At 69.2% G+C, this 21,904-nt stretch carries 23 protein-coding genes, 1 tRNA gene and 1 other RNA gene; 12 read left to right on the top strand and 13 right to left on the bottom strand.

Translation table 11 applies throughout. The features are described 5' to 3' along the window. The first annotated feature begins 60 nt into the window (after positions 1-60). Positions 61-1,929 (top strand): M2 family metallopeptidase, encoded by a 1,869-nt coding sequence (locus tag KCG34_RS14895; protein WP_367576000.1) that lies wholly within the window; start codon positions 61-63, stop codon positions 1,927-1,929. Between the two features lie 18 nt (positions 1,930-1,947). Here the strand turns inward: KCG34_RS14895 and KCG34_RS14890 are convergent, their stop codons facing one another. Further along, complete coding sequence (locus tag KCG34_RS14890; protein ID WP_211936434.1) at positions 1,948-3,324, bottom strand: MFS transporter; 1,377 nt, start codon at positions 3,322-3,324, stop codon at positions 1,948-1,950. 222 nt (positions 3,325-3,546) lie between these two features. On the opposite strand from KCG34_RS14890, the gene KCG34_RS14885 reads away from it, so the two are divergent. Beyond that, complete coding sequence (locus KCG34_RS14885; RefSeq protein ID WP_211936433.1) at positions 3,547-4,257, top strand: glutamine amidotransferase-related protein; 711 nt, start codon at positions 3,547-3,549, stop codon at positions 4,255-4,257. 9 nt (positions 4,258-4,266) lie between these two features. Here the strand turns inward: KCG34_RS14885 and truA are convergent, their stop codons facing one another. Both truA and fmt read right to left on the bottom strand, forming a co-directional pair. After that, positions 4,267-5,034 carry a tRNA pseudouridine(38-40) synthase TruA gene (gene truA, locus KCG34_RS14880; protein WP_211936432.1) on the bottom strand — a complete coding sequence of 256 codons (768 nt, stop codon included), beginning with the start codon at positions 5,032-5,034 and terminating at the stop codon, positions 4,267-4,269. Beyond that, positions 5,034-5,960: a methionyl-tRNA formyltransferase gene (fmt, locus tag KCG34_RS14875; RefSeq protein ID WP_211936431.1), complete on the bottom strand. Its 927-nt coding sequence runs from the start codon at positions 5,958-5,960 to the stop codon at positions 5,034-5,036. The genes truA and fmt overlap by 1 nt, the downstream gene beginning before the upstream one ends. 74 nt (positions 5,961-6,034) lie before the next feature. Between fmt and KCG34_RS14870 the strand changes: the two genes are divergently transcribed. After that, on the top strand, positions 6,035-6,352 hold the full coding sequence (locus KCG34_RS14870) for a hypothetical protein (protein ID WP_211936430.1): 318 nt from the start codon (positions 6,035-6,037) through the stop codon (positions 6,350-6,352). 6 nt (positions 6,353-6,358) lie between these two features. Here the strand turns inward: KCG34_RS14870 and def are convergent, their stop codons facing one another. From def to ffs, 7 genes are all read right to left on the bottom strand, one after another. Then, positions 6,359-6,871 (bottom strand): peptide deformylase, encoded by a 513-nt coding sequence (gene def / locus KCG34_RS14865; RefSeq protein WP_211936429.1) that lies wholly within the window; start codon positions 6,869-6,871, stop codon positions 6,359-6,361. A gap of 16 nt (positions 6,872-6,887) precedes the next feature. Further along, positions 6,888-8,156, bottom strand: coding sequence for a DNA recombination protein RmuC (locus tag KCG34_RS14860; protein WP_211936428.1), 1,269 nt, complete (start codon positions 8,154-8,156; stop codon positions 6,888-6,890). Positions 8,157-8,256: 100 nt separating this feature from the next. Beyond that, a complete protein-coding gene (locus tag KCG34_RS14855; RefSeq protein WP_211936427.1) occupies positions 8,257-8,529 on the bottom strand; it encodes a GIY-YIG nuclease family protein in 273 nt (90 codons plus the stop codon). An 83-nt stretch (positions 8,530-8,612) separates the two neighbouring features. Beyond that, the gene (gene recR / locus KCG34_RS14850) at positions 8,613-9,215 is read right to left on the bottom strand and encodes a recombination mediator RecR (protein ID WP_211936426.1); all 603 of its coding nucleotides are present in this window, start codon (positions 9,213-9,215) and stop codon (positions 8,613-8,615) included. Positions 9,216-9,219: 4 nt separating this feature from the next. Then, on the bottom strand, positions 9,220-9,540 hold the full coding sequence (locus KCG34_RS14845) for a YbaB/EbfC family nucleoid-associated protein (protein WP_211936425.1): 321 nt from the start codon (positions 9,538-9,540) through the stop codon (positions 9,220-9,222). A gap of 57 nt (positions 9,541-9,597) precedes the next feature. Then, positions 9,598-11,379: a DNA polymerase III subunit gamma/tau gene (locus KCG34_RS14840; protein ID WP_211936424.1), complete on the bottom strand. Its 1,782-nt coding sequence runs from the start codon at positions 11,377-11,379 to the stop codon at positions 9,598-9,600. Positions 11,380-11,541: 162 nt separating this feature from the next. Further along, an RNA gene (gene ffs / locus KCG34_RS14835) (signal recognition particle sRNA small type) lies at positions 11,542-11,638 on the bottom strand. Positions 11,639-11,712: 74 nt separating this feature from the next. Between ffs and nudC the strand changes: the two genes are divergently transcribed. From nudC to gshB, 5 genes are all read left to right on the top strand, one after another. Beyond that, positions 11,713-12,660 (top strand): NAD(+) diphosphatase, encoded by a 948-nt coding sequence (gene nudC / locus KCG34_RS14830; protein WP_211936423.1) that lies wholly within the window; start codon positions 11,713-11,715, stop codon positions 12,658-12,660. Between the two features lie 35 nt (positions 12,661-12,695). After that, entirely contained in the window at positions 12,696-13,565 is an 870-nt protein-coding gene (gene rsmI, locus KCG34_RS14825; protein ID WP_211936422.1) for a 16S rRNA (cytidine(1402)-2'-O)-methyltransferase, read from the top strand. Then, positions 13,562-13,948: a YraN family protein gene (locus KCG34_RS14820; protein WP_211936421.1), complete on the top strand. Its 387-nt coding sequence runs from the start codon at positions 13,562-13,564 to the stop codon at positions 13,946-13,948. The genes rsmI and KCG34_RS14820 overlap by 4 nt, the downstream gene beginning before the upstream one ends. A 79-nt stretch (positions 13,949-14,027) precedes the next feature. Further along, a complete protein-coding gene (locus KCG34_RS14815; RefSeq protein ID WP_211936420.1) occupies positions 14,028-14,846 on the top strand; it encodes a SirB1 family protein in 819 nt (272 codons plus the stop codon). 65 nt (positions 14,847-14,911) lie between these two features. Beyond that, positions 14,912-15,853 (top strand): glutathione synthase, encoded by a 942-nt coding sequence (gshB, locus tag KCG34_RS14810; RefSeq protein ID WP_211936419.1) that lies wholly within the window; start codon positions 14,912-14,914, stop codon positions 15,851-15,853. 10 nt (positions 15,854-15,863) lie between these two features. On the opposite strand, the gene KCG34_RS14805 is transcribed toward gshB, so the two are convergent. After that, entirely contained in the window at positions 15,864-16,478 is a 615-nt protein-coding gene (locus KCG34_RS14805) for a glutathione S-transferase family protein (RefSeq protein WP_211936418.1), read from the bottom strand. Between the two features lie 92 nt (positions 16,479-16,570). Beyond that, the gene (locus tag KCG34_RS14800) at positions 16,571-17,857 is read right to left on the bottom strand and encodes a hypothetical protein (protein ID WP_211936417.1); all 1,287 of its coding nucleotides are present in this window, start codon (positions 17,855-17,857) and stop codon (positions 16,571-16,573) included. Between the two features lie 209 nt (positions 17,858-18,066). Here KCG34_RS14800 and KCG34_RS14795 point away from each other — a divergent pair, with 209 nt between their 5' ends. Further along, a complete protein-coding gene (locus tag KCG34_RS14795) occupies positions 18,067-19,224 on the top strand; it encodes a DegT/DnrJ/EryC1/StrS family aminotransferase (RefSeq protein WP_211936416.1) in 1,158 nt (385 codons plus the stop codon). A 28-nt stretch (positions 19,225-19,252) separates the two neighbouring features. Here the strand turns inward: KCG34_RS14795 and KCG34_RS14790 are convergent, their stop codons facing one another. Continuing rightward, complete coding sequence (locus KCG34_RS14790; protein ID WP_211936415.1) at positions 19,253-20,146, bottom strand: N-formylglutamate amidohydrolase; 894 nt, start codon at positions 20,144-20,146, stop codon at positions 19,253-19,255. A 125-nt stretch (positions 20,147-20,271) separates the two neighbouring features. On the opposite strand from KCG34_RS14790, the gene KCG34_RS14785 reads away from it, so the two are divergent. The 3 genes from KCG34_RS14785 (at position 20,272) to KCG34_RS14775 (ending at position 21,781) form a co-directional block, all read left to right on the top strand. Further along, complete coding sequence (locus tag KCG34_RS14785) at positions 20,272-20,646, top strand: response regulator (RefSeq protein ID WP_211936414.1); 375 nt, start codon at positions 20,272-20,274, stop codon at positions 20,644-20,646. Between the two features lie 56 nt (positions 20,647-20,702). Beyond that, positions 20,703-20,777, top strand: a tRNA-Val gene (locus tag KCG34_RS14780). Positions 20,778-20,905: 128 nt separating this feature from the next. After that, positions 20,906-21,781 (top strand): J domain-containing protein, encoded by an 876-nt coding sequence (locus KCG34_RS14775; RefSeq protein WP_211936413.1) that lies wholly within the window; start codon positions 20,906-20,908, stop codon positions 21,779-21,781. Positions 21,782-21,904 lie beyond the last annotated feature (123 nt).

Here is a 21,904-nt window from a genome sequence, read left to right as displayed (position 1 = left end):
CGCGCGCGGGCTGAAGTCCAGCCCGGGCAAGCCTTGACGGCCCATCGCAGGGCGCTACCCATGAGGGAAACGGACCTGTTTCACGTCCTCGCCCAACCCTGGAACGCCGAGACCATGAAATCCAAGCTTCTGGCCGCCTGTGCTGCGGCTGCTCTTTCCTGCGCCCTCGCCTCTCCCATCGCCGCCGCCGACGCCCCGCCCACCGCGGCCGAGGCCAAGGCCTTCGTCGATGCCGCGGAAGCCGATCTGGCCGCCCTGTCGGAATATGGCGCCCACGCCGGCTGGGTGCAGGCGACCTATATCAACGCCGACAGCAACTGGCTGGCGGCCAAGGCCAACGCCGAGAACACCGAGGCCGCGGTCAAGTACGCGAAACAGGCGGCCCGGTTCGACCACGTGGAAGTCGATCCGGTCACCCGCCGCAAGCTCTATCTGCTGGAACAGGCGGTGGTGTTGCCGGCGCCGGCGCGGGCGGGCGCGGCCAAGGAACTGGCGGACCTGCAGGCTGACCTCGACACCCTCTATTCCACCGGCAAGTTCACCTATCAGGGCAAGACCCTGACGCTCGACGACATGCAGGACATCCTGCGCACCTCGCGCGACCCGGCCGAAACCAAGGCCCTGTGGGAGGGCTGGCGCACCGTCTCGCCGAAGATGAAGGACGACTATGTCAAGCTGGTCGCCCTGGCCAACCAGGGCTCGAAGGCGCTGGGCTATGCCGACACCGGCGCCCTGTGGCGCTCCTGGTACGACATGCCGCCGGACAGGTTCGGCGGCGAGATGGACCGGCTGTGGGGCCAGGTCGCGCCCCTCTACAAGAGCCTGCACTGTTATGTCCGCGGCCGGCTGAACGAGCGCTACGGCGACGCCGTCCAGCCACGCACCGGCCCGATCCGCGCCGATCTCACCGGCAACATGTGGGGTCAGGCCTGGGGCGACATCTACGACATCGTTCAGCCCAAGGGCGGGACCGGCCTGGGTTATGACCTGACCGCCAACCTGGTCAAGCAGGGCTACGACGCGACCCGGATCGTAAAGACCGGCGAGGGCTGGTACCAATCCCTCGGCTTCGCGCCCCTGCCGCAGACCTTCTGGGAGCGGTCGATGATCACCCGGCCGCGCGACCGCGAGGTGGTCTGCCACCCCTCGGCCTGGGATGTCGACAACAAGGACGACCTCAGGATCAAGGCCTGTTTCACCGTCACCGCCGACGACTTCTACACCGCCCATCACGAGCTAGGGCACAACATGTACCAGCGGGCGTATGCCGATCAGCCGTTCCTGTTCAAGGGCGGAGCCAATGACGGCTTCCATGAGGCGATCGGCGACTTCGCCGGCCTGAACGCCCTGACGCCGGACTATCTGAAGCAGGTCGGCCTGATCGACACCGTGCCCGGGACCGACGCCGACATCCCCTATCTGCTCAAGATAGCGCTGGACAAGGTGGCCATCCTCCCCTTCGCCTACCTGGTCGATAAATGGCGCTGGGAGGTGTTCTCGGGCCAGGTCACCCCCGACCACTACAACGACGCCTGGTGGGACCTGGTGCGCAAGTATCAGGGCATGGCCCCGCCGGCGCCGCGGCCCGCCGACGCCTTCGATCCGGGCGCCAAGTTCCACGTCGCCGACAACACGCCCTACGCCCGCTACTTCCTGGCCGACATCTACGAGTTCCAGTTCTACCGCGCCGCCTGCCGTCAGGCCGGCTGGAAAGGGCCGCTGAACCGCTGTTCGGTCTATGGGAACAAGGCTGTGGGCGAGAAGTTCGCCGCCATGCTGAAGCTTGGCCAGTCTCGCCCCTGGCCCGAGGCCCTGAAGACCTTCACCGGCGAGGACGATATCGACGCCAGCGCCATCACCGACTATTTCGCCCCTCTGGCCAAATGGCTGGCGGTGCAGAACAAGGGCGAGCGCTGCGAGGCGGTTTGAGGGGCGCCTAACCTCGCCTCAGTCCGCCGTCACGAAATCCACCCCCTGGCGCTCGGGCCCGAACAGGGTCAGGCCGGCGATCACCACCGCCACGATCCCCACCACCAGGGCCAGGGCGAAGCCGTAGTCGCCGCCGCGGGCCTCGGCGATCTGCGACTGCCAGACGATGCAGCCCGAGGCCAGGATGTTGCCGAGCTGATAGGCGAAGCCGGGAAAGGCGCCGCGGGCGTCGGCCGGCGACAGCTCGTTCAGATGCACCGGGATCACCCCCCAGGAGCCCTGGACGCTGACCTGGATCAGCACTACGCCCAGCATCAGGAGCGGGATGGTGTGCGAGAACGCCCATAGCGGGATCACCAGGACGCCCAGCAGGGCGGCGATGACCATGGTTCGCCGCCGGCCGAGCTGCTCTGACCAGGCGCCGAAGACGAGGCCGCCGACAATCGCCCCGACATTGCCCAGCATGGTCAGGAGCCCGGTGGCCTGGGTGTCCAGGTGGTGCTGCTTGGTCAGGAAGGTCGGATAGAGGTCCTGCGCCCCGTGGCTGAAGAAGTTGAAGGCGGTCATCAGGAGCACGCAGTAGAGCGCCATCCTCCAGTGCTTGCGGAAGACCCACAGGCCGCAGAGCGCGATCGGCGCGTCGACGAAATAGACCCAGTACAGCATGGCGTTCTTGTCCAGCGGACCCGCCAGCGCGCCGACGATCGCCGGCCCCACCGAGACGCCCAGCGCCAGCAGCCCCAGGCCCAGCATGGCCGGCAGGCTGCGGCGAGCTGTGGCGCCGGCGCTCGCCCGCGCTTGCGCTTCGAACACCGGCGATTCCTTCACCCCTAAGCGGATCAGGACGATGATCAGGGCCGGGGCCAGGCCGACCATGAACATGCCGCGCCAGCCGATGCGATCGAACAGGAAATAGAACACCAGCGAGGCCAAAAGGTACCCGGCCGCATAGCCCTCCTGCAGCACCCCGGACAGAAACCCCCGCGCCTTGGGCGGGATCGACTCCATCACCAGCGACGCGCCTATGCCCCACTCCCCGCCCATGGCGAAGCCGAACAGGCAGCGCAGGAACAGCAAGGCCGTCAGGGTCGGCGCGTAGGCCGAGGCGAACTCCATCACCGAATAGAGCAGGATGTCGATCATCAGGATCGGCTTGCGCCCGAACCGGTCCGCCAGCATGCCGAAGAAAAGCGCCCCGAACGGACGCGCCGCCAGGGTCAGGGTGCTGGCTATGGCCACCGCCGGCACGCTGGAGTGGAACTCCTTGGCGATGGCGCTGAACATGAACACCATCAGGAAGAAGTCGAAGGCGTCCAGGGTCCAGCCCAGGAAGCTGGCGGTCACCGCGCTCCACTGATGCCGGTCCATCCCGCGCAGCTCAGCCGCCAAGGACATCCGCGATTCTCCCCTCTGCATGGCGGCGAGCTTAAGCATCAAACACCGGGACGGGGGAAGGGCGCCCACAGGATTGGCGTCGACCCGGTCGAAACGCCTGTCCGTGACGCAATGCCGCGCTGGATGAACGGCGGCCAACCATGCCGCTCACCATCCGTATACGACTGCTGTGCAAACTCGAGGCTGGCGACGAATCAATCGCCAGGACCCGAGGAGCCAGCCATGAAGCTGGGGATCTTGCAGACCGGGACGGCCCCGGACGCGCTGAAGGACAAGTTCGGCGACTTCCCCGCCATGCTGTGCGACCTGGTCGGTCCGGGTTTCGAGGCCAAGACCTTCGACGTGGTCCAGGGCGCCCCGCCCAGTATCGAGGCCTGCGAGGCCTATATGATCACCGGCTCCCCGGCCGGGGTCTATGAAGACCTGCCCTGGATCCAGCCCCTGGTCGAATTCCTGCGCGCGGCGCGCGGCCGGGCGCGGCTGGTGGGGGTCTGTTTCGGCCACCAGATCCTGGCCAAGGCCTTCGGCGGCGAGGTGATCAAGTCGCCCAAGGGCTGGGGCGTCGGCCTGCACCGCTATGGCGTGGAAGAGCGCGGCCCCTGGATGGACGCCGCCGAGGAAGTGCGCATCGCCGTCTCGCACCAGGACCAGGTGGTGCAACTGCCGCCGGGCTGCCGGGTCAGCCTGACCAGCGCGTTCACACCCTATGCCGGCCTGGCCTACGAGGACGGCAGCGCCATCTCGTTCCAGGGGCACCCCGAGTTCGACCCCGAGTTCGCCAAGGCCCTGATCGAGGCCCGCCGCGGCGTGCGCTACACCGACGAGCAGGCCGACGCGGCGATCGCCAGCCTGGCCGGCCCCAACGACCGCGAGCGCGTGGCGGAATGGATCCGCGGGTTTCTTCTGGGCGAGGGCTACGGTCGGCCGAACTGAGGCGGGCGCCTACTCCCCCTCTCCGGTCGCAGCCCGCGCCCCATACTCCACCCCCGTCAGGTACAGCCCCTCCGCCGGCGCCACTGGCCCGCAGGCGCGGCGATCTCGCGCTTCCAGCGCCGCGCGCAGGTCGTCCGCGGTCCAGCGGCCGACGCCGACCTCGGCCAGGCTCCCGGTCATGGAGCGGACCTGGCGGTGCAGGAAGGAGCGGGAGGCGAAGGTCAAGAGCACCTGTTCGCCCTCGCGCCAGACCCGGGCCTCGTCCAGGGTCTTCATCGGCGACTTGGCCTGGCATTGCAGGTCGCGGAAGGTGGTGAAGTCGTGGTGGCCGACCAGGATCTGGGCGGCGGCATGCATGGCCTGGGCGTCGAGGGGCTTGCGGAAATGCCAGACCCGGCCCTTGTCCAGAGCCGGCGGGGCGCGGCGAGCCAGGATCCGGTAGAGGTAGCGGCGGCCAGTGGCGGAGAAGCGGGCGTGGAAGCCGGGCTCGGCCAGGCTCGCCTCCAGGATCGCGATCGGCTCTGGGACCAGGTGGGCGTTCAGGGCGTCGCGCACCACGTCCGGCTTCCAGTCCTTGTCCAGGTCGCAGTGCAGCACCTGGCCGGTGGCGTGGACGCCGGTGTCGGTGCGGCCGGCCGCCTGGAGGCGCAGTTCCTGGCCGCAGAACGCCCTGATGGCGCGCTCGATCGAGCTCTGCACCGCGGGCAGGTCGCCTTGCGCCTGGTAGCCGTGATAGGGGCGGCCGTCATATTCGACCAGCAGGCGGTAGCGGGGCATCAGCCGAGCCGCGTTTTGGCTGGGACGGGGAAGCCGCGCAGGAAGGCCTCGGCGTCCTGGGCCGCGCGGCCCTCGCGCTGGGCGCGCAGGATTCGCACCGCGCCCTGGCCGCAGGCGATCAGCAGGCCATCGTCCAGGGCCTCGCCGGGTTGGCCGTCGGCGTCTTCGACACGGGACAGAAGCAGCTTGACCCGCACGGGACCCTTCTCGCCCGGCGCGGTGGTCCAGGCGCCGGGGAAAGGCGAGAGGCCGCGAATGCGGCGATCGACCTCGGCGGCGGGCTGGGTCCAGTCGATGCGGGTCTCCTTGCGGCGGATCTTCTTGGCGTAGGTGACGCCTTCCTCGGGCTGGGGCGTCTCCTGGGCCTTGCCGGCCTCGACCGCGGCCATGGCGCGGACCAGCAGTTGCGCGCCGATCGGGGCCAGGCGGTCGTGCAGAGAGCCGGCGGTCTCCAAGGCGTCGATACGCACGCTCTCGCCCATCAGCACCGGGCCCTCGTCCAGGCCCTCGGTCATGCGCATGACCTGCACGCCGGTCTGGCGGTCGGCGGCCATCACCGCCCGCTGGATCGGCGCGGCGCCCCGCCAGCGGGGCAGGAGCGAGCCGTGCAGGTTGAAGCAGCCCAGCCGGGGGGCGTCCAGCACCGCGGCCACCAGGATCTGGCCGAAGGCGACGACCACGGCGGCGTCGAGGTTCAGGGCCACGAAGGCCTCGATCTCGGCCGGGTCCTTCATCGAGACCGGCGTGCGGACCGGAAAGCCGTGGGCCAGGGCGAAGGCGTGCACCGGCGAGGGCTGCAGGGTCTGGCCGCGGCCGCGGGGCGCCGGGGGCTGGGAATAGACGCAGGCGATCTCGTGTCCAGCCTCAGCCAAGGCGGCGAGGGAGGGGACGGCGAAATCGGGGGTGCCGAGGAAGGCGATGCGCATGGGCTGGGTTTAGCGGCGCCGGGAACCTTGCCGCAAGCCGGCCCGTTGCAATCACCTATAGGAGGAGACCCGGTATGGCTCGATCCGTTCCGTATATCCTGATGCTAGCCCTGGCCGCCGCAGCCTGCTCGCGCTCGGACGGCGATGCGGTCAAGCATGACCTGGACGCCGCCGGCCACGACATCAAGGCCGAGGCGCACAAGATCGGCCAGGATCCCGACCTGAAGCGCGCGGGCCAGGATCTGCACTACGCCGCCAAGGATACGGGTAACGCCCTTCGCGCAGGCGCCGCGGAAACCGCCGACAAGGCCCGCCAGGCCGCCGACAGCGCCGACGCCAAGGCGCACCAAGCCGCGGACGACGCCCGCAACCGGACAAGCAACCAGAACTGAGTGGAATCAGGCCGCGCGGGCGGCCTTCTTGACCTTGCTGACCGCGCGGTCGCGCTTCAGGCGCGACAGGTGGTCGATGAACAGCACCCCTTCCAGGTGGTCCATCTCGTGCTGGATGCAGACGGCGTACATGCCCTCGGCGTCTTCCTCGATCGCCTTGCCATTGTAGTCGAGGTACTTCAGCCGCACGCGGGCCGGGCGCTCGACCTCGTCGTAGATCTCGGGGACCGAGAGGCAGCCTTCCTCGTAGGGGACGGTCTCTTCCGAGCGCCAGGTGATCTCGGGATTGACGAAATAGCGGGGGGCTTTGGGTTCGTCCTCGCGGGAAAGGTCCATGACGATGATGCGCTTGGCGACGCCGATCTGGATCGCGGCCAGGCCGATGCCGGGGGCGTCGTACATGGTCTCCAGCATATCGTCCATCAGCGCGCGCAGCTCGTCGGTCACCCCGCCCTCGACGGGGGTGGAGACCTGCTTCAGGCGCGGGTCGGGAACGATCAGGATGTCGCGGATGGCCATGATTTCGTGAGGTAGGTCAGCGGCTTTCCAGCGTCAAGGCCGCCAGTTCGGGCGCATCGTCGCTGGCCAGTTTGGAGAGGGTTCTGACGCCGGTCTCGACCTGGGGCAGGTCGGCGATCTCCTTGCCCTCGTGGTCGACGGCCAGGTCCTCGAAGCGGCGGGCCTGGGTCAGGACCTGGCTCTCCAGCGAGGCGGCGAAGGCGTTGTACTTGCCGACCGCCCCCTCCAGCGCCTTGCCGAGCGCCAGGGCATGGCCGCCCATGACCGAGATGCGCTTGTAGAGCTCGCGGCCGAGGCCGGCGATCTTGTCGGCGTTGGCCGCCTGCTCCTCGACGCGCCAGCCGTAGGCGACCGCCTTGCACAGCGCGAACAGGGTGGTCGGGGTGACGATCAGCACCCGCTTGTCCATGGCCTCGGTCATCAGGTCGGGCGCGCGGTCAAGGGCGGCCGCCAGAAAGCCGTCGCCAGGGACGAACATGGCCACGAAGTCGGGCGAGCCCTCGTCCTTGAACTGGTCCCAATAGGCCTTGGCCGAAAGCCCTGCCATGTGCTGGCGCACGCTGGAACCGTGGCGCGCCAGGGCCTGTTCGCGCAGGGCCTCGTCGGCGGCGTCCTGCGCCTCCAGGAAGGCGTTCAGCGAGCACTTGGCGTCGATCACGAACACTCCGCCGCCGGGCATGCGCACCTTCACGTCCGGCCGGCGGCGGCCCTCCTCGGTGTCGACCGAGAACTGCTCCTCGAAGTCGAAGCGCTTGGACAGGCCCGCGGCTTCCAAGACGTTGCGCAGGGTCTGCTCGCCCCAGCGGCCCTGGACCCCGGCCCCGCGGCGCAGGGCGGCCGAGAGCTTGCGCGCCTCGGCCTGGGTGTCGGAGGAGGCCTGCATCAGGGCGGCGATCTGGGCCTTCAGGCCGCCGGTCTCCTCGGCGCGGGCCTTTTCGGCGGCGGTGACCTGTTCCTGGAACTTGGCCAGGGTCTCGGCCACGGGCTTGAGCTGGGCTTCGAGACGGGTCTTCGCCTGCTCCTCCTGCGCCTTGAAGGTCTCGGTGGCGCGGACCACCAGCTGTTCGGCCACGGCCTGGGCCGAGGCGGCGGCCTGGGCCCGCACCGCCTCCTGCAACTGGGCCTGGCCGGCTTCGCTGGCCCTGAGCCGCTCCTCGGCGCGGGCGAGCCCGCGGTCCAGCTCAGCGGCCCGCGCCCGCTCCCGGCCCAGGGCCATGAGGGCGCCCACGAGGCCCAGGCTGGTGATGGCCGCCACGGCGGCGAGGATGGCGGAAATTGCGTTCATGCTCCGTTCTTTAGGCGGAGTCGGGTCCTTGAACCATATAAAATCCGCTCATCCCCGCGAAGGCGGGGATCCAGGGGCCGGCGCACTATTGGTTCAGCGTCTAATAGAGATCGCGCCATTTCGGATTGCCCGTCTCGATCATCCGGACTTTCCAGCTGCGATTCCATTTCTTGATCTGGCATTCGCGAACGAAGGCCGCCTCACGGGTATCATGAACCTCGTACCAGACCAGGCGATCGACGCCGTAGTCGGCCGTGAAGCCTTTGAACAGCTTCTCTCTGTGCTCCCAGATGCGGCTGGTCAGGTCGTCGGTATGGCCGCAGTAGAGGGTTTTGTTGCGGCCGCTACTGAGGAGACAGGTGAAGAACGCCATGTGAAACCTGGATCCCCGCCTTCGCGGGGATGAGCGGCTTTAATATAGCGATTTCAATACCAGGTTTAGAACAAACTGGCAACCTAAGCCGGCCGTCTCGCCCTCAAGGCCTGGGCGATCGTTCCATCATCCAGCCAGTCCAGCTCGCCGCCCACCGGCACGCCGCGCGCCAAGCTGGTGACTGCGGCCCCGGTCTGGGCCAGGCGTTCGGCGAGGTAGTGGGCGGTGGTCTGGCCGTCGACGGTGGCGGGGAGGGCCAGGATCACCTCGCGCACCTCGCCGGAGCCGGCGCGGGCGACCAGTTCGCCGACGCGCAAGGACTCGGGGCCTCGGCCGTCGAGGGCGGACAGCAGGCCGCCGAGCACGTGGTAGCGGCCTCGATAGGAGCCGCCGCGCTCGAGCGCCCAGAGGCCGCCGACCTCTTCCACCACGCACAGCAGAGCGCCGTCGCGGGTGCGATCGCTGCAGACCGAGCAGGGATCGGTGGAGTCCAGCGAGCCGCAGATAGAGCAGGTCTTCACCTGCTCGGCCGCCGCGGTCATGGCCTGGGCCAGGGGGACCAGCAGCTGATCGCGGCGCTTCAGCAGCGCCAGGGCCGAGCGGCGCGCCGACCTCGGCCCCAGGCCCGGCAGCTTGGCCAGGAGGGCGATCAGGCGTTCGATCTCGGGTCCGGCGGAGGCGGCCAAACGGCTAGAACTTGGGGAAGCCGGGCATGCCGGCTAGGGGGCCGGCGACCTGCTTCATGGTTTCGGCCTGGGCGGCGTCCAGCTTGCGCTTGGCGTCGGCGTGGGCGGCGACCAGGAGGTCGCCCAGAAGCTCGCCCTCGCCCGGGCGCATCAGCTCGTCGTCGATCACCACGCCCTTCAGCTCGCCCGAGCCCAGGAGGGTCACCTTGACCATGCCGCCGCCGGAGGCGCCCTCGACCTCGGTTTCGGCCAGCTTGGCCTGGGCTTCCTGCAGCTTCTGCTGCATGGCCTGGGCCTGTTTCATCAAGGCGCCGAGGTCTTTCATGGCGGGCTCCGATAGGGGTCTCGTATTCAGGAAGATGGGCGTCGGGACGCCCGGGGTCTAGTCGTCGTCCTCGACGCTCTCGCCGTCTTCGACCGGCGGCGGTTCGACGACCACCTGGGGCCGGCGGATGGAGAGGATCTCGGCGCCGGGGAAGGCCTGCATGACCTGGACGATGAAGGGGTCGGCCTCGACCTCGGCCCGGGTCTCTCGCTGCTCGCGTTTTTCCCGCTCCCAAGCGCTTTCGGCGCCGCCGCCGCCCTCGGCGGCCACCAGCCAGGGTTGGCCGGTCCATTCCTTCAGCCGGGCGACCAGGCGCTGGGCCAGGTTGGACGGGGCGCCGGGGGCCGGCTCGAAGGTGATGGCGCCAGGTCGGAAGCTGATCGGGCGCATGAAGCGGTCCACGTCCAGCTTCAGGCCGATGTCGCGGCGCTGTTCGATCAGAGCGCAGACGTCCTCGAAGGACTCCAGCTTGACCGCGGCCTGGGGCGCCGCCGGGCGTGGGGCGACCATGCGGGCCTGGGCGGTCGCGCCTCCGCCTCCGCCACCGGACGGGCCTTGGGACGCGCCGCCACCTCCGCCTGCGGGCGCGCCGTCGCGCAGGGCTTTCAGCGCCTCCTCCGGCCCCGGCAGGTCGGCGGCGTAGCAGAGGCGGATCAGGGCCATGTCCACCGCGGCCTTGGGGTCGGGGGCGCGGCGGGCGTCGTCGTGCGCCTTGAGCAGCATCTGCCACACCCGCGCCAGGGTTCCGGCCGAGGCGCCGGCGCCGATGGCGGCGAGCTTGGCCGCCTGTTCCTGCGGCAGGCCGAGCGCGTCGGGGCCGAGCGCCTTGGCCACCGAAGCGCCGTGGGCGTGTTCCAGAAGGTCCAGCACCACCACCACCGGGTCGGCGCCGAAGCCGTAGAGGGTCTTGAACGCTTCCAGCGCCTCGCCGGTCTTGCCGCGCATGGCCAGCTCGAAAAGGTCGATGGTCTGGCCGCGGTCGGCCAGGCCCAGCATGTCGCGCACCACCGCCGCCGGCACCACCTGGCCGCGCTCGGCCTGGACGATGGCCTGGTCCAAGAGGGACTGGGCGTCGCGCACCGAGCCCTCGGCGGCGCGGGCGATCAGGGTCAGGCCCTCGGGCTCCAGCCGCGCGCCTTCGGTCTCCAAGATCTGTTCCAGGTTCCGGACGATCACCTCAGGCTCGACGCGGCGCAGGTCGAAGCGCTGGCAGCGCGAGAGGATGGTCACCGGGACCTTGCGGATCTCGGTAGTGGCGAAGATGAACTTGGCGTGCGGCGGCGGCTCTTCCAGGGTCTTGAGCAGCGCGTTGAACGCCGCCGTCGACAGCATGTGCACTTCGTCGATGATGTAGACCTTGTAGCGCGCCTGGACGGGGGCATAGCGCACCCCGTCCAGCAGTTCGCGCATGTCGTCGACCTTGGTGCGGCTGGCGGCGTCCAGCTCCAAGACGTCCAAGTGCCGGCCCTCGATGATCGAGCGGCAGTGCACGCCCTCGACCGAGAGATCCAGGGACGGCTCGTGCACCGTATCGCTGTCGAAGTTGAGGGCGCGGGCCAAAAGGCGTGCGGTGGTGGTCTTGCCGACCCCGCGGACCCCGGTGAGCATGAAGGCGTGGGCGATGCGGCCCGAGGCGAAGGCGTTGCGCAGGGTGCGCACCATCGCCTCTTGCCCGATCAGGTCCTCGAACTTCCGCGGCCGGTACTTGCGCGCCAGCACCTGGTAGGCGGGACCCTCCGGCGCAGGCGTGGTGGCCGGCTCGGCGTCGCCGAACATGGAAAAGGTCTTGTCGTCGCGCTCGTCGGCTTCGGCGATGTCGCTCGGCAGGTCTTCGTCCATTAAGGCCTCGGTCTGGGCGCCTCAAGTGCGTGGTTCGAGACGCGACCCTTTGGGCCGCTCCTCACCATGACTGATTTTCGTGGTGACCGCCAAACCTAGTCATGGTGAGGAGGCCGCGCTAGCGGCTGTCTCGAACCACGCACAAAAAGGCGGAAGGGAAAGGGTGGAGACTGAACGGCGACCCGGAGCGAAACTCGTTGTGGCTGCTTCCTTCCGGACCTGACCAGGTTGGCGAGGACTCCGCCCGCCGCCAGCCTCCGGGGCGCTATATCGCGTCTAGAGGGCCGAGATGCAAGTCTCGCGCGGTCGCACCCGCTTTGCTAGGCTTGTCCCATGCCCCTCTCGATCATCACCAACACCTTCGCCGGCAACCCGCTGGATCGCGCCAGCGAGCGGCGCGGCGACCGCGACTGGCTGCGTCAGAAACTGGACGAGCCTGAGTCCCTGGCGCTGGCCCTATGGAACGGCCGGCCGTTGGTGGAGGACGGGACCAAGGAGCCTGATGGCCCCGACAAGCCGGTGCGCATCGCCTATCTGCCTACCGCGCTCGCCAAGGAACTGGCGGCGGGCGAGGAACGGGTGCTGTTCCTGGGCCTATGGAAAGAGACGGCGGTGTTCGCCATCGACCTGGAGGGCGAGGCCGATCCCGCCAGCGGCCCGCTGAACGGTTTCGGCCGATTCGAGGACCTGCGCGCCACGGCCCTGCGCCTGCCGGCGACCGACGCGGCCATGATCGCCACGGCCAAGGCGGTGTTCGAATGGCGGCGCAAGCACGGCTGCTGCCCCAATTGCGGCGAGCGCACCACTGCTGTCGACGGCGGCTGGAAGCGGGTTTGCGACGCCTGCCGCACCGAGCACTTCCCCCGCACCGACCCGGTGGTGATCATGCTGCCGACCTTTGGCGAGCGATGCCTTCTGGGCCGCCAGGCTGTGTGGCCCAAGGGCATGTACTCGGCCTTGGCCGGGTTCCTCGAGCCCGGCGAGACCATCGAGGAGGCCTGCGCCCGCGAGATCAAGGAGGAGGCGGGGCTGACGGCCACCTCGGTCCGCTATCACTCGACCCAGCCCTGGCCCTATCCGTCCTCGCTGATGATCGGCCTGATCGCCGAGGTCTCGGATGACGCCGCCGCCCCCGACCAGACCGAACTGGAGGAGGTCCGCTGGTTCAGTCGCGAGGACGCCCGCGCCCTGGTGAAGGGCGAATACCCCGGCGCCTGGGCGCCGCCGGCGCTGGCCATCGCGCACCAGCTGATCAAGGCCTGGGCGTTCGAGGGAGAATAGGGCCTGGTGGTCTAGAGAAAAGCCGGACACAGCCCTTGGCCGAAAAGCTCCCTCCGCCGCTCCTCAGCACCGCACCGCTCACGCCTGGCCTCTATGTGGTGGCCACGCCGATTGGCAATCTGCGCGACATCACGCTGCGCGCCCTGGACGTGCTCGCCGCCGCCGATCTGGTGCTGGCCGAAGACACGCGTGTCACCGGCAAGCTGCTCGCGGCCTATGGTCTCTCGGCCCGCCTTCAGCGCTATGACGAGCACGCCGCCGCCCAGGCGCGGCCTAAGGTGCTGGCGGCCCTGGCCGAGGGCAAGCGCGTGGCCCTGGTGTCCGACGCCGGCACGCCCCTGATCTCCGATCCCGGCTTCCGCCTTGTGCGCGAGGCGGTCGCCCAGGGCGCCAATGTGGTCCCCATCCCCGGCGCCTCGGCGGCGATCACGGCGCTCAGCGTGGCGGGCCTGCCTACCGACCGCTTCCTGTTCGCCGGCTTTCCGCCGCCCAAGAGCGCGGCGCGCAAGGCTTTCTTCGCGGAGTTGGCCCCCATTCGCGCCAGCCTGGTGTTCTACGAGGGCGCCTCGCGGCTGGGCGCCAGTCTGGCCGACATGGCCGCCGTGTTCGGCCCGCGCGAGGCTGTGGTCGCCCGCGAGCTGACCAAGCTCTACGAGACTCTGACGCGCGGCCCGCTCGACCAGCTGGCCGCCAATCCGGCGATGCAGGCGCCCAAGGGCGAGTTGGTGGTGCTGGTGGCGCCGGGCGCCGAAGTGGCCGCGACGGCCGCCGACGCCGATGCGGCCTTGACCGAGGCCCTGACCCGGGTCGGCCCAGCCGAGGCTGCGTCCGAAGTGGCGCAGGCCCTGGGGCTCTCGCGCCGCGACCTCTACCGCCGCGCCCTGGAACTGAAGGGCGCCCGTTGAGCCAGGCGCGGGCGCGGCGCGGCGGCCGAGCCCGGCGCAGCGGCCGGCGGGCCGAAGTCTGGGCTGCGCTGTGGCTGATGGCCAAGGGCTACCGTATCCTCGGCTTTCGCCTGAAGACGCCCCAGGGTGAGATCGATCTCCTGGCCCGCCGAGGCCGGGTGCTGGCGGTGGTCGAGGTCAAGCAGCGCCAGAGCCTCGCCGCCGCCGTCGAAGCGGTGGGACCCGTCCAGCGCGAGCGCCTGAGGCGGGCCGCCGCCCAGATCGCCGCCCGCAGCCCCGGCCTTGCCGAAACGCGCGTTCGGCTGGACGTCATAGCCCTGGCGCCGGGCCGCTGGCCGCGACATCTCGCCAACGCGTGGGGAGATGATTCTGATCTAAAATAGCTTTCAGTCGTTCATGGGTATTCGCTTGCACGTTGATTCGAGTGGCCCCGTCGTGTGACCTGTGACCTAGGGAGGCTGCATGACGCGGGACGAGGCCGAAAAGACGCTGGCCGCCATCGGCGAACAGGCCGAGGGCCGCTTTCCGCTTCTCGACGCGGCGATCGCCTGCTCCCTGCACGAGGATCCGACGCGCGATCCTGAACCTGCGCGCGCCCTGGCGGCGGAGGCGACCCGGAGGCTGAAGGCGCGGCTGGAGCGCGTGGAATCTCCTGAGGAGGCCCTGGCCGAGACCATGGCCGGCGACATGCGCCTGGCCGGCGACCTGATCACCTATGACCACCCCGACAATGCGGACATCCTTTCGGTGTTCGAGCGGCGCAAGGGCCTGCCGGTGGCGCTGGGGGTGATCTATCTGGAGATCGGGCGGCGCTGCGGCCTGCAGGTGCGAGGGGTCGACTTTCCCGGCCACTTCCTGTTGCGCATCGAGACCGGCGAAGGCCCCCTGGCCCTCGATCCATTCAGCGAGGGGCGGGTGGTGCTGCCCTCGGAGTTGACCCGGCGCGCCTACATGGCCGGCCTGACCAGCGATGTCGCCGAGCGGCTGGAGGCCCTGATGGTTCCCACCGACGACCGCAGCGTGATCCTGCGGCTGCAGAACAACATCTATGCCCGCGCCATCCAGGCCCGCGACTTCGCCAGGGCCGAGCGCTCGGCCATGCGCCGGGCCTTGCTGGACCCTGCCGACCACCGCCCCTGGCTGGACGTGGCGACGGCGCGCGAGGGGCTGGGCGCCTTGGCCGGCGCCCTGGAAGCCCTGGCGCGCGCCCAAGCCCTCGACGGCGGCGCCGCCGTGGCCGCCCGCGCCGCCCGCGAGCGGGTGCGGATGCGTTTGAACTAGCTGGACGGCCTTCGAGCCCCTAAATCTCGGCCACCCTTTCGGTTTCGGTCCAGGAGCGCCGTCCCATGTCCCTCAAGGTCGCCATCCAGATGGACCCGGTCGAAGGGATCAATATCGACACCGACACCACCTTCTTCATGATGATGGAGGCGCAGCTCCGCGGCCATGGCCTGTGGGTCTACACGCCCGACCGCATCGCCCTGGAGGAGGGGCGGGTGCTGGCCCGCGGCCGGGCGCTGAACCTGCAGGCGGTCAAGGGCGACCACCACCGGCTGGGCGGTTACGAGACCCGCGACCTGTCCGAGATGGACGTGATCCTGATGCGCCAGGACCCGCCGTTCGACATGGCCTACATCACCGCGACCTACTTCCTGGAGAAGATCCACCCCAAGACCCTGGTGGTGAACAATCCGGCCGAGGTCCGCAACGCGCCGGAAAAGCTGTTCGTCACCGACTTCCCGGGCGTGCAGCCGCCGACCCTGATCACCTCGGATCCCGAGGCGATCTACGATTTCCGCGACCGCCACGGCGACATGGTGCTCAAGCCGCTCTATGGCGGCGGCGGCTCGGGCGTGGTGCGGCTGAAGGCGGACGATCCCAACCTCGACGCCCTTCTGGAGCTGCACGGCATGATCGGCCGCGAGCCGGTGATCGCCCAGAAGTTCATACCGGCCGTGAGCAAGGGGGATAAACGCATCCTGCTGGTCGACGGCGAGCCGGTCGGCGCCATCAATCGCATCCCCGCCGAGGGCCAGGTGCGCTCGAACCTCGCCCGCGGCGGCCGCGCCGAGGCGGTGGAGCTCACCGCCCGCGATCTGGAGCTCTGCGCCATCATCGCCCCCGAACTGAAGCGGCGTGGCCTGCTGTTCGTCGGCATCGACGTGATCGGCGACTACCTGACCGAGATCAACGTCACTTCTCCCACCGGCGCCCAGCAATTGAAGCGCTTCGGCGGCGCAGACGCGGCGGCGGCTCTGTGGGACAGGATCGAAGCAATCCGGGCCTGAAACCCCAGAATTATTCCAGCGGCGTATCCCTGAACTCCGGCAGAGCCTCCAGCCTGGACGCGAACGCCGCGAGCTTGGGATAGGCTGCGGGGTCTGCGAGGCCCGGCTGGGTGAAGCGGGTGAAGGTCCAGGCCACGGCGGTGGTCACGTCGGCCTGCTGGATGCGATCGCCGGTCAGCCAGGCCGCGGGATCGCCGATCTCGGCCTCCAGCCCGGCGAAGGCGCACTGCAGCTGGCCGGTGACCCGCTCCAGCCAGGGCTCGTGCAGCTTCGCCGCCGGGCGCAGGTTGTGCTCGTAGACCACCTGCACGGTCTTCTCGCAGGCGGCCATGGCCAGGCCGATGATCTTCAGGCTCTTCAGGTGCGCCGCGGGGTCCTGCGGGATCAGGCTGCGTCCGGCCGGCGCCAGCCGCTCCAGGTGTTCCAGGATCAGGGTCGAGTCCATCAGGACCACGCCCTCGTCGGTGACCAGGCTGGGCGCCTTGACCACCGGGCTGACGGCGGCGAATTCGTCGAAGTTGCGGAACACCGACAGCTGCTCGGCCTGGAAGGGCAGGCCCATGAGCCTCAGTGAAATCGCCACCCGCCGAACATAGGGCGAATCCCACATCCCGATCAGCTTCATCGCATCCTCCTCCGTCCTCTGCGCCTGGCGCATATAGCGAGGTTGCGCGGCCGGCGCAGGGGGCGGGCGGCCAAAGATCCGGCGAAAGCCGCCTATTTGCCCGGCAGAGGGGCCGCGCTGGCGTGGGTGAAGCCTGCCGAAGCGGCGACGTCGATCAGGTTCGGGGTCGGCAGGCCGTGGATGATCAGGTTGGGGCTGAGACCGTGCGCTGCGCCGGCGAACACTTTCAGCCTCGCCTCGCCCTCCGGGCCTTGCGGCGCCAGCAGGGGGGCCTCGATGACGAGGCCCTTCAGGCCACAGCCGCGCACGGCGGCGAGCGCCGGCTTGCTGGGCCTTACCCGCCCGAGCACCCCGCCACACAGGGAGCGAACCAGGCCGATCACCTCGATCAGGCGGCTGGGCGGCACGCCGGGGTCGAGGCCGCAGATTTCCAAGAGCACCATCTGGCGCATGGCCTCGCGCACCGGCTGGGTGACGCCGAGGAGCCGCAGTCGCGTGCGCTGGGTCGCCAGCGACATGAAATGCACCGGCACGTGCAGCACGAACGGGCCGCCCTGGCTGGCATGCTCGCGCAGGAGATCGGCGGCGTGGCGGAACACCGCCATGTCGATCTCCTCCTGCACCGGGGCGTCGGCGCCGGCCGGGGCGCCGGCCCGGTCGATGACGAAGGAGGTGATGATCCCCTGGCGCAGATTCCACACCGGCTCATCCGAGACGGTCAGCTCGAACGGCGGCCGCTTGGGCGGCTCCACCCGTTCGCGGAAGGAGCGGCCGGCCAGGGGCGGGCGCCAGTCAGGAGCCGCCGGGGCCTCCTCGCCCAGCATGATCGCGGTCGAGGGCGCCGAAGGGCTGGGCGCGCCGGCGCCCTGGCGCGCCGTGGAAGCGGCAGCCGGAGCCTGCGGCGCGCTTGCCGCGGCATGCAGCCGGTGCAGGTCAACCGGCGCCGAGATGATCTCTGCGCCCTCGATCGCCGAGATGTTGCGCACGGCCATGTCGGCGGGGCGAAGTTCGCCCAGAAAGAACTTCAAGACGTCCTGCAGCACGGTCAGGCAGGTGGCCTGAGCCGCCAGGCCCGGGCTGGAGGGCAGGGCGATCAGATAGTGGGTGTCGTCCAGGCGCACCGACAGGTTGGCTGGGCCGATCGTGCGCTCGATTTCGCGCTCGACATGCTCCCAGACCCGGCCGCGCTTGGTCTCCCAGCGGTCGCCCAGCTTGGCCTGGATGGCGTCGAGTGCGATCAGGTTCACCGCCCCGCTGGCCAGCAGCGCCGGGTCCTTCAGCCGTTCCAGCATGTCCAGGGCCGCGGCGGACGCTATGCGATCGACGCGCGCTTCCTGCGGCGCCGGCTCGACCTGGACCTGGGGCGAAGAGGTGGACATGGAAATTGGATTTGGCGGGTGAAGCTCTGAAGAAATAAGCCTACCCAGCGGCTGTTAGCCGCTACTTAACGCCACACGGCGCGCCCACCGTGGCGTTCCAGAGGCGGCCAGGGCCGCTTCGCCAGGCGAAACAACCGGTTACAGGGTTTGTGTCGCCTTGGGCGAGCCCCGCCCCTATTAGGCGCCCCCGACAGTTTCGGGATATTTGCATGACCATCGCCTTCATCGACCTCGCCGCCCAGCAGCGCCGCATCAAGCCGGAGATCGACGCCGCCATCGCCCGCGTCCTGGCCCACGGGGCCTATGTGATGGGGCCGGAGGTGCGCGCCTTCGAGGAGCAACTGGCCGCCTTTGCGGGCTCGAAGCACGCCCTTGGCTGCGCCAACGGCACCGAGGCCCTGGTGCTGCCGCTGATGGCCTGGGAGGTCGGTCCCGGCGATGCGGTGTTCTGCCCCAGCTTCACCTTCGCCGCGACCGGCGAGGTGATCCCGTGGCTTGGCGCCTCACCGGTGTTCGTCGACATCCTGGAGGACACCTACAACCTCGACCCGGCCAAGCTGGAGGCCGCGATCCAGGCCACCAAGGCGCAGGGCGCCTTGACGCCCAGAGCGATCATCGCGGTCGACCTGTTCGGCCAGCCGGCCGACTATCCGGCCATCTCGGCCATCGCCAAGAAGCACGGTCTGAAGCTAATCGCTGACTCAGCCCAGGGGTTCGGCTGCACCCTCGGCGGCCAGCACCCGGGCGCCTGGGCCGACGTGGTCACCACCAGCTTCTTCCCGGCCAAGCCGCTGGGCTGCTATGGCGACGGCGGCGCGGTGCTGACCGACGACGACTGGCTGGCCGAGCGGATGGACTCACTGCGCGTACATGGCAAGGCCACCGCCAGCGACATCCAGGGGCGCACCTTCGACCATGACCCCAAGTACCTGAACATGCGCGTCGGCCTGAACAGCCGGCTGGACACGATTCAGGCGGCGATCCTGATCGAGAAGCTGAAGATCTTCGCAGATGAGATCGAAAAGCGCGGCGTGGTCGCCGAACGCTACGCCGCGGGCCTGGCCGGGTCGGGGGCCAAGACCCCGGCGGTGATCCAGGGCGGGGTCTCGGTCTGGGCGCAATACACAATCGAGCATCCCGATCGCGATGGCCTGGCCGCCCACCTGAAGACCCAGGGCGTGCCCTCGGCCGCCTACTATCCAATGCCGATGCACACCCAGGCCTGCTATTCGATCTATCCCCAGCCCGGCGGCCTGCCGGTCAGCGAGGCCAAGGCCGACCTGGTCCTGGCCCTGCCAATGCACGCCTATCTGGATGAAGAGACGCAAGACCGGATCATTGCGGCGGTGCGGAGTTTCAACGGCTGAACGGGCTTTCACTCGCCGAAAGAAGGGCTCACCCTGCAGCCAGTTCGCCCGCCACCGTCGCCAGCGCCCGGAACACCGCCTCCAGGTCGCCCCTCAACCGGTCATAGCCCGCGTGGGGCTCCAGCTGGGCCTCGTCCAGATAGAGGCCGCGGCTCAGCTCGATCTGCAAGGCGTGCATTCCCTGGCTCGGCCGGCCATAGGCCTCGGTGGTGTAGCCCCCGGCATAGGGGGTGTTGCGGCTGACCCGGTAGCCAAGGCCCACGAACGCCGCCTCGGCCGCGTCGGTCACCCGCCCGCTGCAGGCGACGCCGAAGCGGTCGCCCAGCACCACGTCACAGCCCTCGCGGCCCACCGGCCGCGCCGCGGCCGCCGGCATGGAATGCCAGTCGACCAGCAGCGCCGCGCCATGGCGGCCGACCGCATCCTCCGCCAGGGCTTTCAGCGCCGCGTGATAGGGGCCGTGGATGGTTTCGATGCGCGCTTCCGCCTCGGCGAAGGTCAGCTTGCGGTCGTAGATCTCCTGCCCCTCGCCGACGATGCGAGCGATCGATCCCAGCCCGGCCGCCACCCGCGGCGAGCGCCCGCGGGCGAAGTCGGGCAGCTCGTCCTCGAACATGGCCGGGTCCAGCTCGTAGGGCTCGCGGTTCACGTCGACATAGGCCCGGGCATAGCGGGCGCAGATCAGGTTGGCGCCGACCTCCAGCCCGCCCAGGATCAGCTGGTCCACCAGGGCGTCTTCCGAGCGGCGGATAGCCAGGGCGTCCAGGGCCGAGGCGGCCATCAGCCCCTCGGGATACAGCCGGCCGGAATGGGGCGAGGCGAACACCAGCGGGCCCGCCAGCCCAGCCGCGGGCCGCCGCACGACAAAAGGCGGCTCGGCCTCCAGCGCCGAGGCCGCCGGCGAGTCCGACCAAGCGTCCATGCGAATGACTATCGCGTGACCAAACCTGTGGGTCAACGAAGGCTTGTCGCGCCCGGCTTTATCCCTGGTTTACCCTCTCGGACTTAGGATGGGCTATAGACAGTAGGCAGCCTTCGCGAGCGTCCATGAGCCAGCCCAAGCCGGTCCGAATCCTCCTGGCCGAAGACGACGAGTCCCTGCGCAATTTCCTGGCGCGGGCGCTCGAGCGGGCGGGCTATGAGGTGGAATCCTGCCCCGACGGGGAGAGCGCCGTCGATTGCCTCGACCAGCCGTTCGACGTGCTTCTGACCGACATCGTCATGCCCGGCATCGACGGCATCGAGGTGGCCCGCATCGCCGCCTCGCGCCAGCCCGGCCTGCGCATCATGTTCATCACCGGTTTCGCCGCCGTGGCCCTGTCGGCCCGCGACCAGGCGCCCGCCGGCTCCAAGGTCCTGTCCAAGCCGGTGCACCTGCGCGAGATCGTCGCCGAGGTGGAACGGATGGTCGCGGCGGCCTGATCAAAGCCCGCTTGCAGCCTTCGCGGCTGGCCTATATACACCCCGCTTCCTGCCGGGGACGCGTAGCTCAGCGGGAGAGCACTACGTTGACATCGTAGGGGTCGCTGGTTCAATCCCAGCCGCGTCCACCATTTTCCCCCTCTCAGACGATGCTCCCGACGCGCGATTTGCCGTGGCTGGGATTTGCACGGCCGCGTTGCATCGCCTCACGCCTTCCGACTAATCTGATAGCGCGGTTATGCGGCGGGGGCTTCAGCGGGTGGCGACGCACTATGAGACGCTCGGCGTAAGCCCGACCGCCGAGCCCGAAGTCATTCAGGCCGCCTACCGTGCGCTCATGCGCAAGTACCATCCGGACACAAATGGCGGCGCCGGGGCGGACGCCCAGGCGAAGCGGATCAGCGAGGCCTATGCGACGCTCAGCGATCTGGATCGCCGCGCCGCCTATGATTTGCGACTCCGCGCCAAAGCCAGATCTGAACGGGCGGCCGCAGACGCCTCGCCAAGCGCGTCTCCACCCGACCGGGCGCCTCCGCCGAACCTCGACCGCCGTCGAGCCAAGCAATGGCGAAACTGGGGGCTGGGCGCTTTATCGGCCATCGCCCTGGCCGGGATGGGCCTGGCGATGGCCATCGCCTTGAAGTCCCCTGCCGGGCCGTCCGAGGCCGGCAGCCAGACTGTGGCCGCAGCCGCATCCGGCGAGCAGTTAGCCGGCGGGTCGACTTTTTATCTCGCCGGGATGGGCGACGAGCCCAGTTTCGAACTACTCGACCTGTCGCAGTCTCGCTTCAAGCCCCATGTCGGCGGCACGGTCTGGACGGTCGTCGCCTTCAAGACCACAAAGACATTCCCGGACGGCAATCGCGCCGACTACATGCGGATAAGGTACGAGATAAACTGCGATCTCGGCACGATCGCGATCAAGCATGTCATCTATAGTGACGCAGACGGATCGGTAAGCGCCGAGAAGAACGAGGACCACATATCCAGGGTCAAGCCGGAAACCGTCGGCTCGAATATCGCCAACGCCATCTGCGCCAGCGACTATTCCGGCCTGACCAAGGTGCCTCAGACATCGGCGCTGGCCATACTGAAACACGTCCGCGAAAGGAGCCGGGTGGTCGAAAAGGGGTAGGCGGGCTTCCAGGGGCATCGGAGGGGCGCAACGCGTTTGCGTACGCAACTCATCCTTCGAGCGGCCGCCCCCCTCCGCCGTGGCGCCTCAGTCTGGGGCGGGCAGCGACCGCGTGAGCCGTCG

It is taken from the genome of Phenylobacterium montanum, assembly GCF_018135625.1.
GTDB lineage: Bacteria > Pseudomonadota > Alphaproteobacteria > Caulobacterales > Caulobacteraceae > Poindextera > Poindextera montana.
Note: the sequence above shows the minus strand (reverse complement) of the source record. Positions and strands in the feature narration are given on the sequence as shown.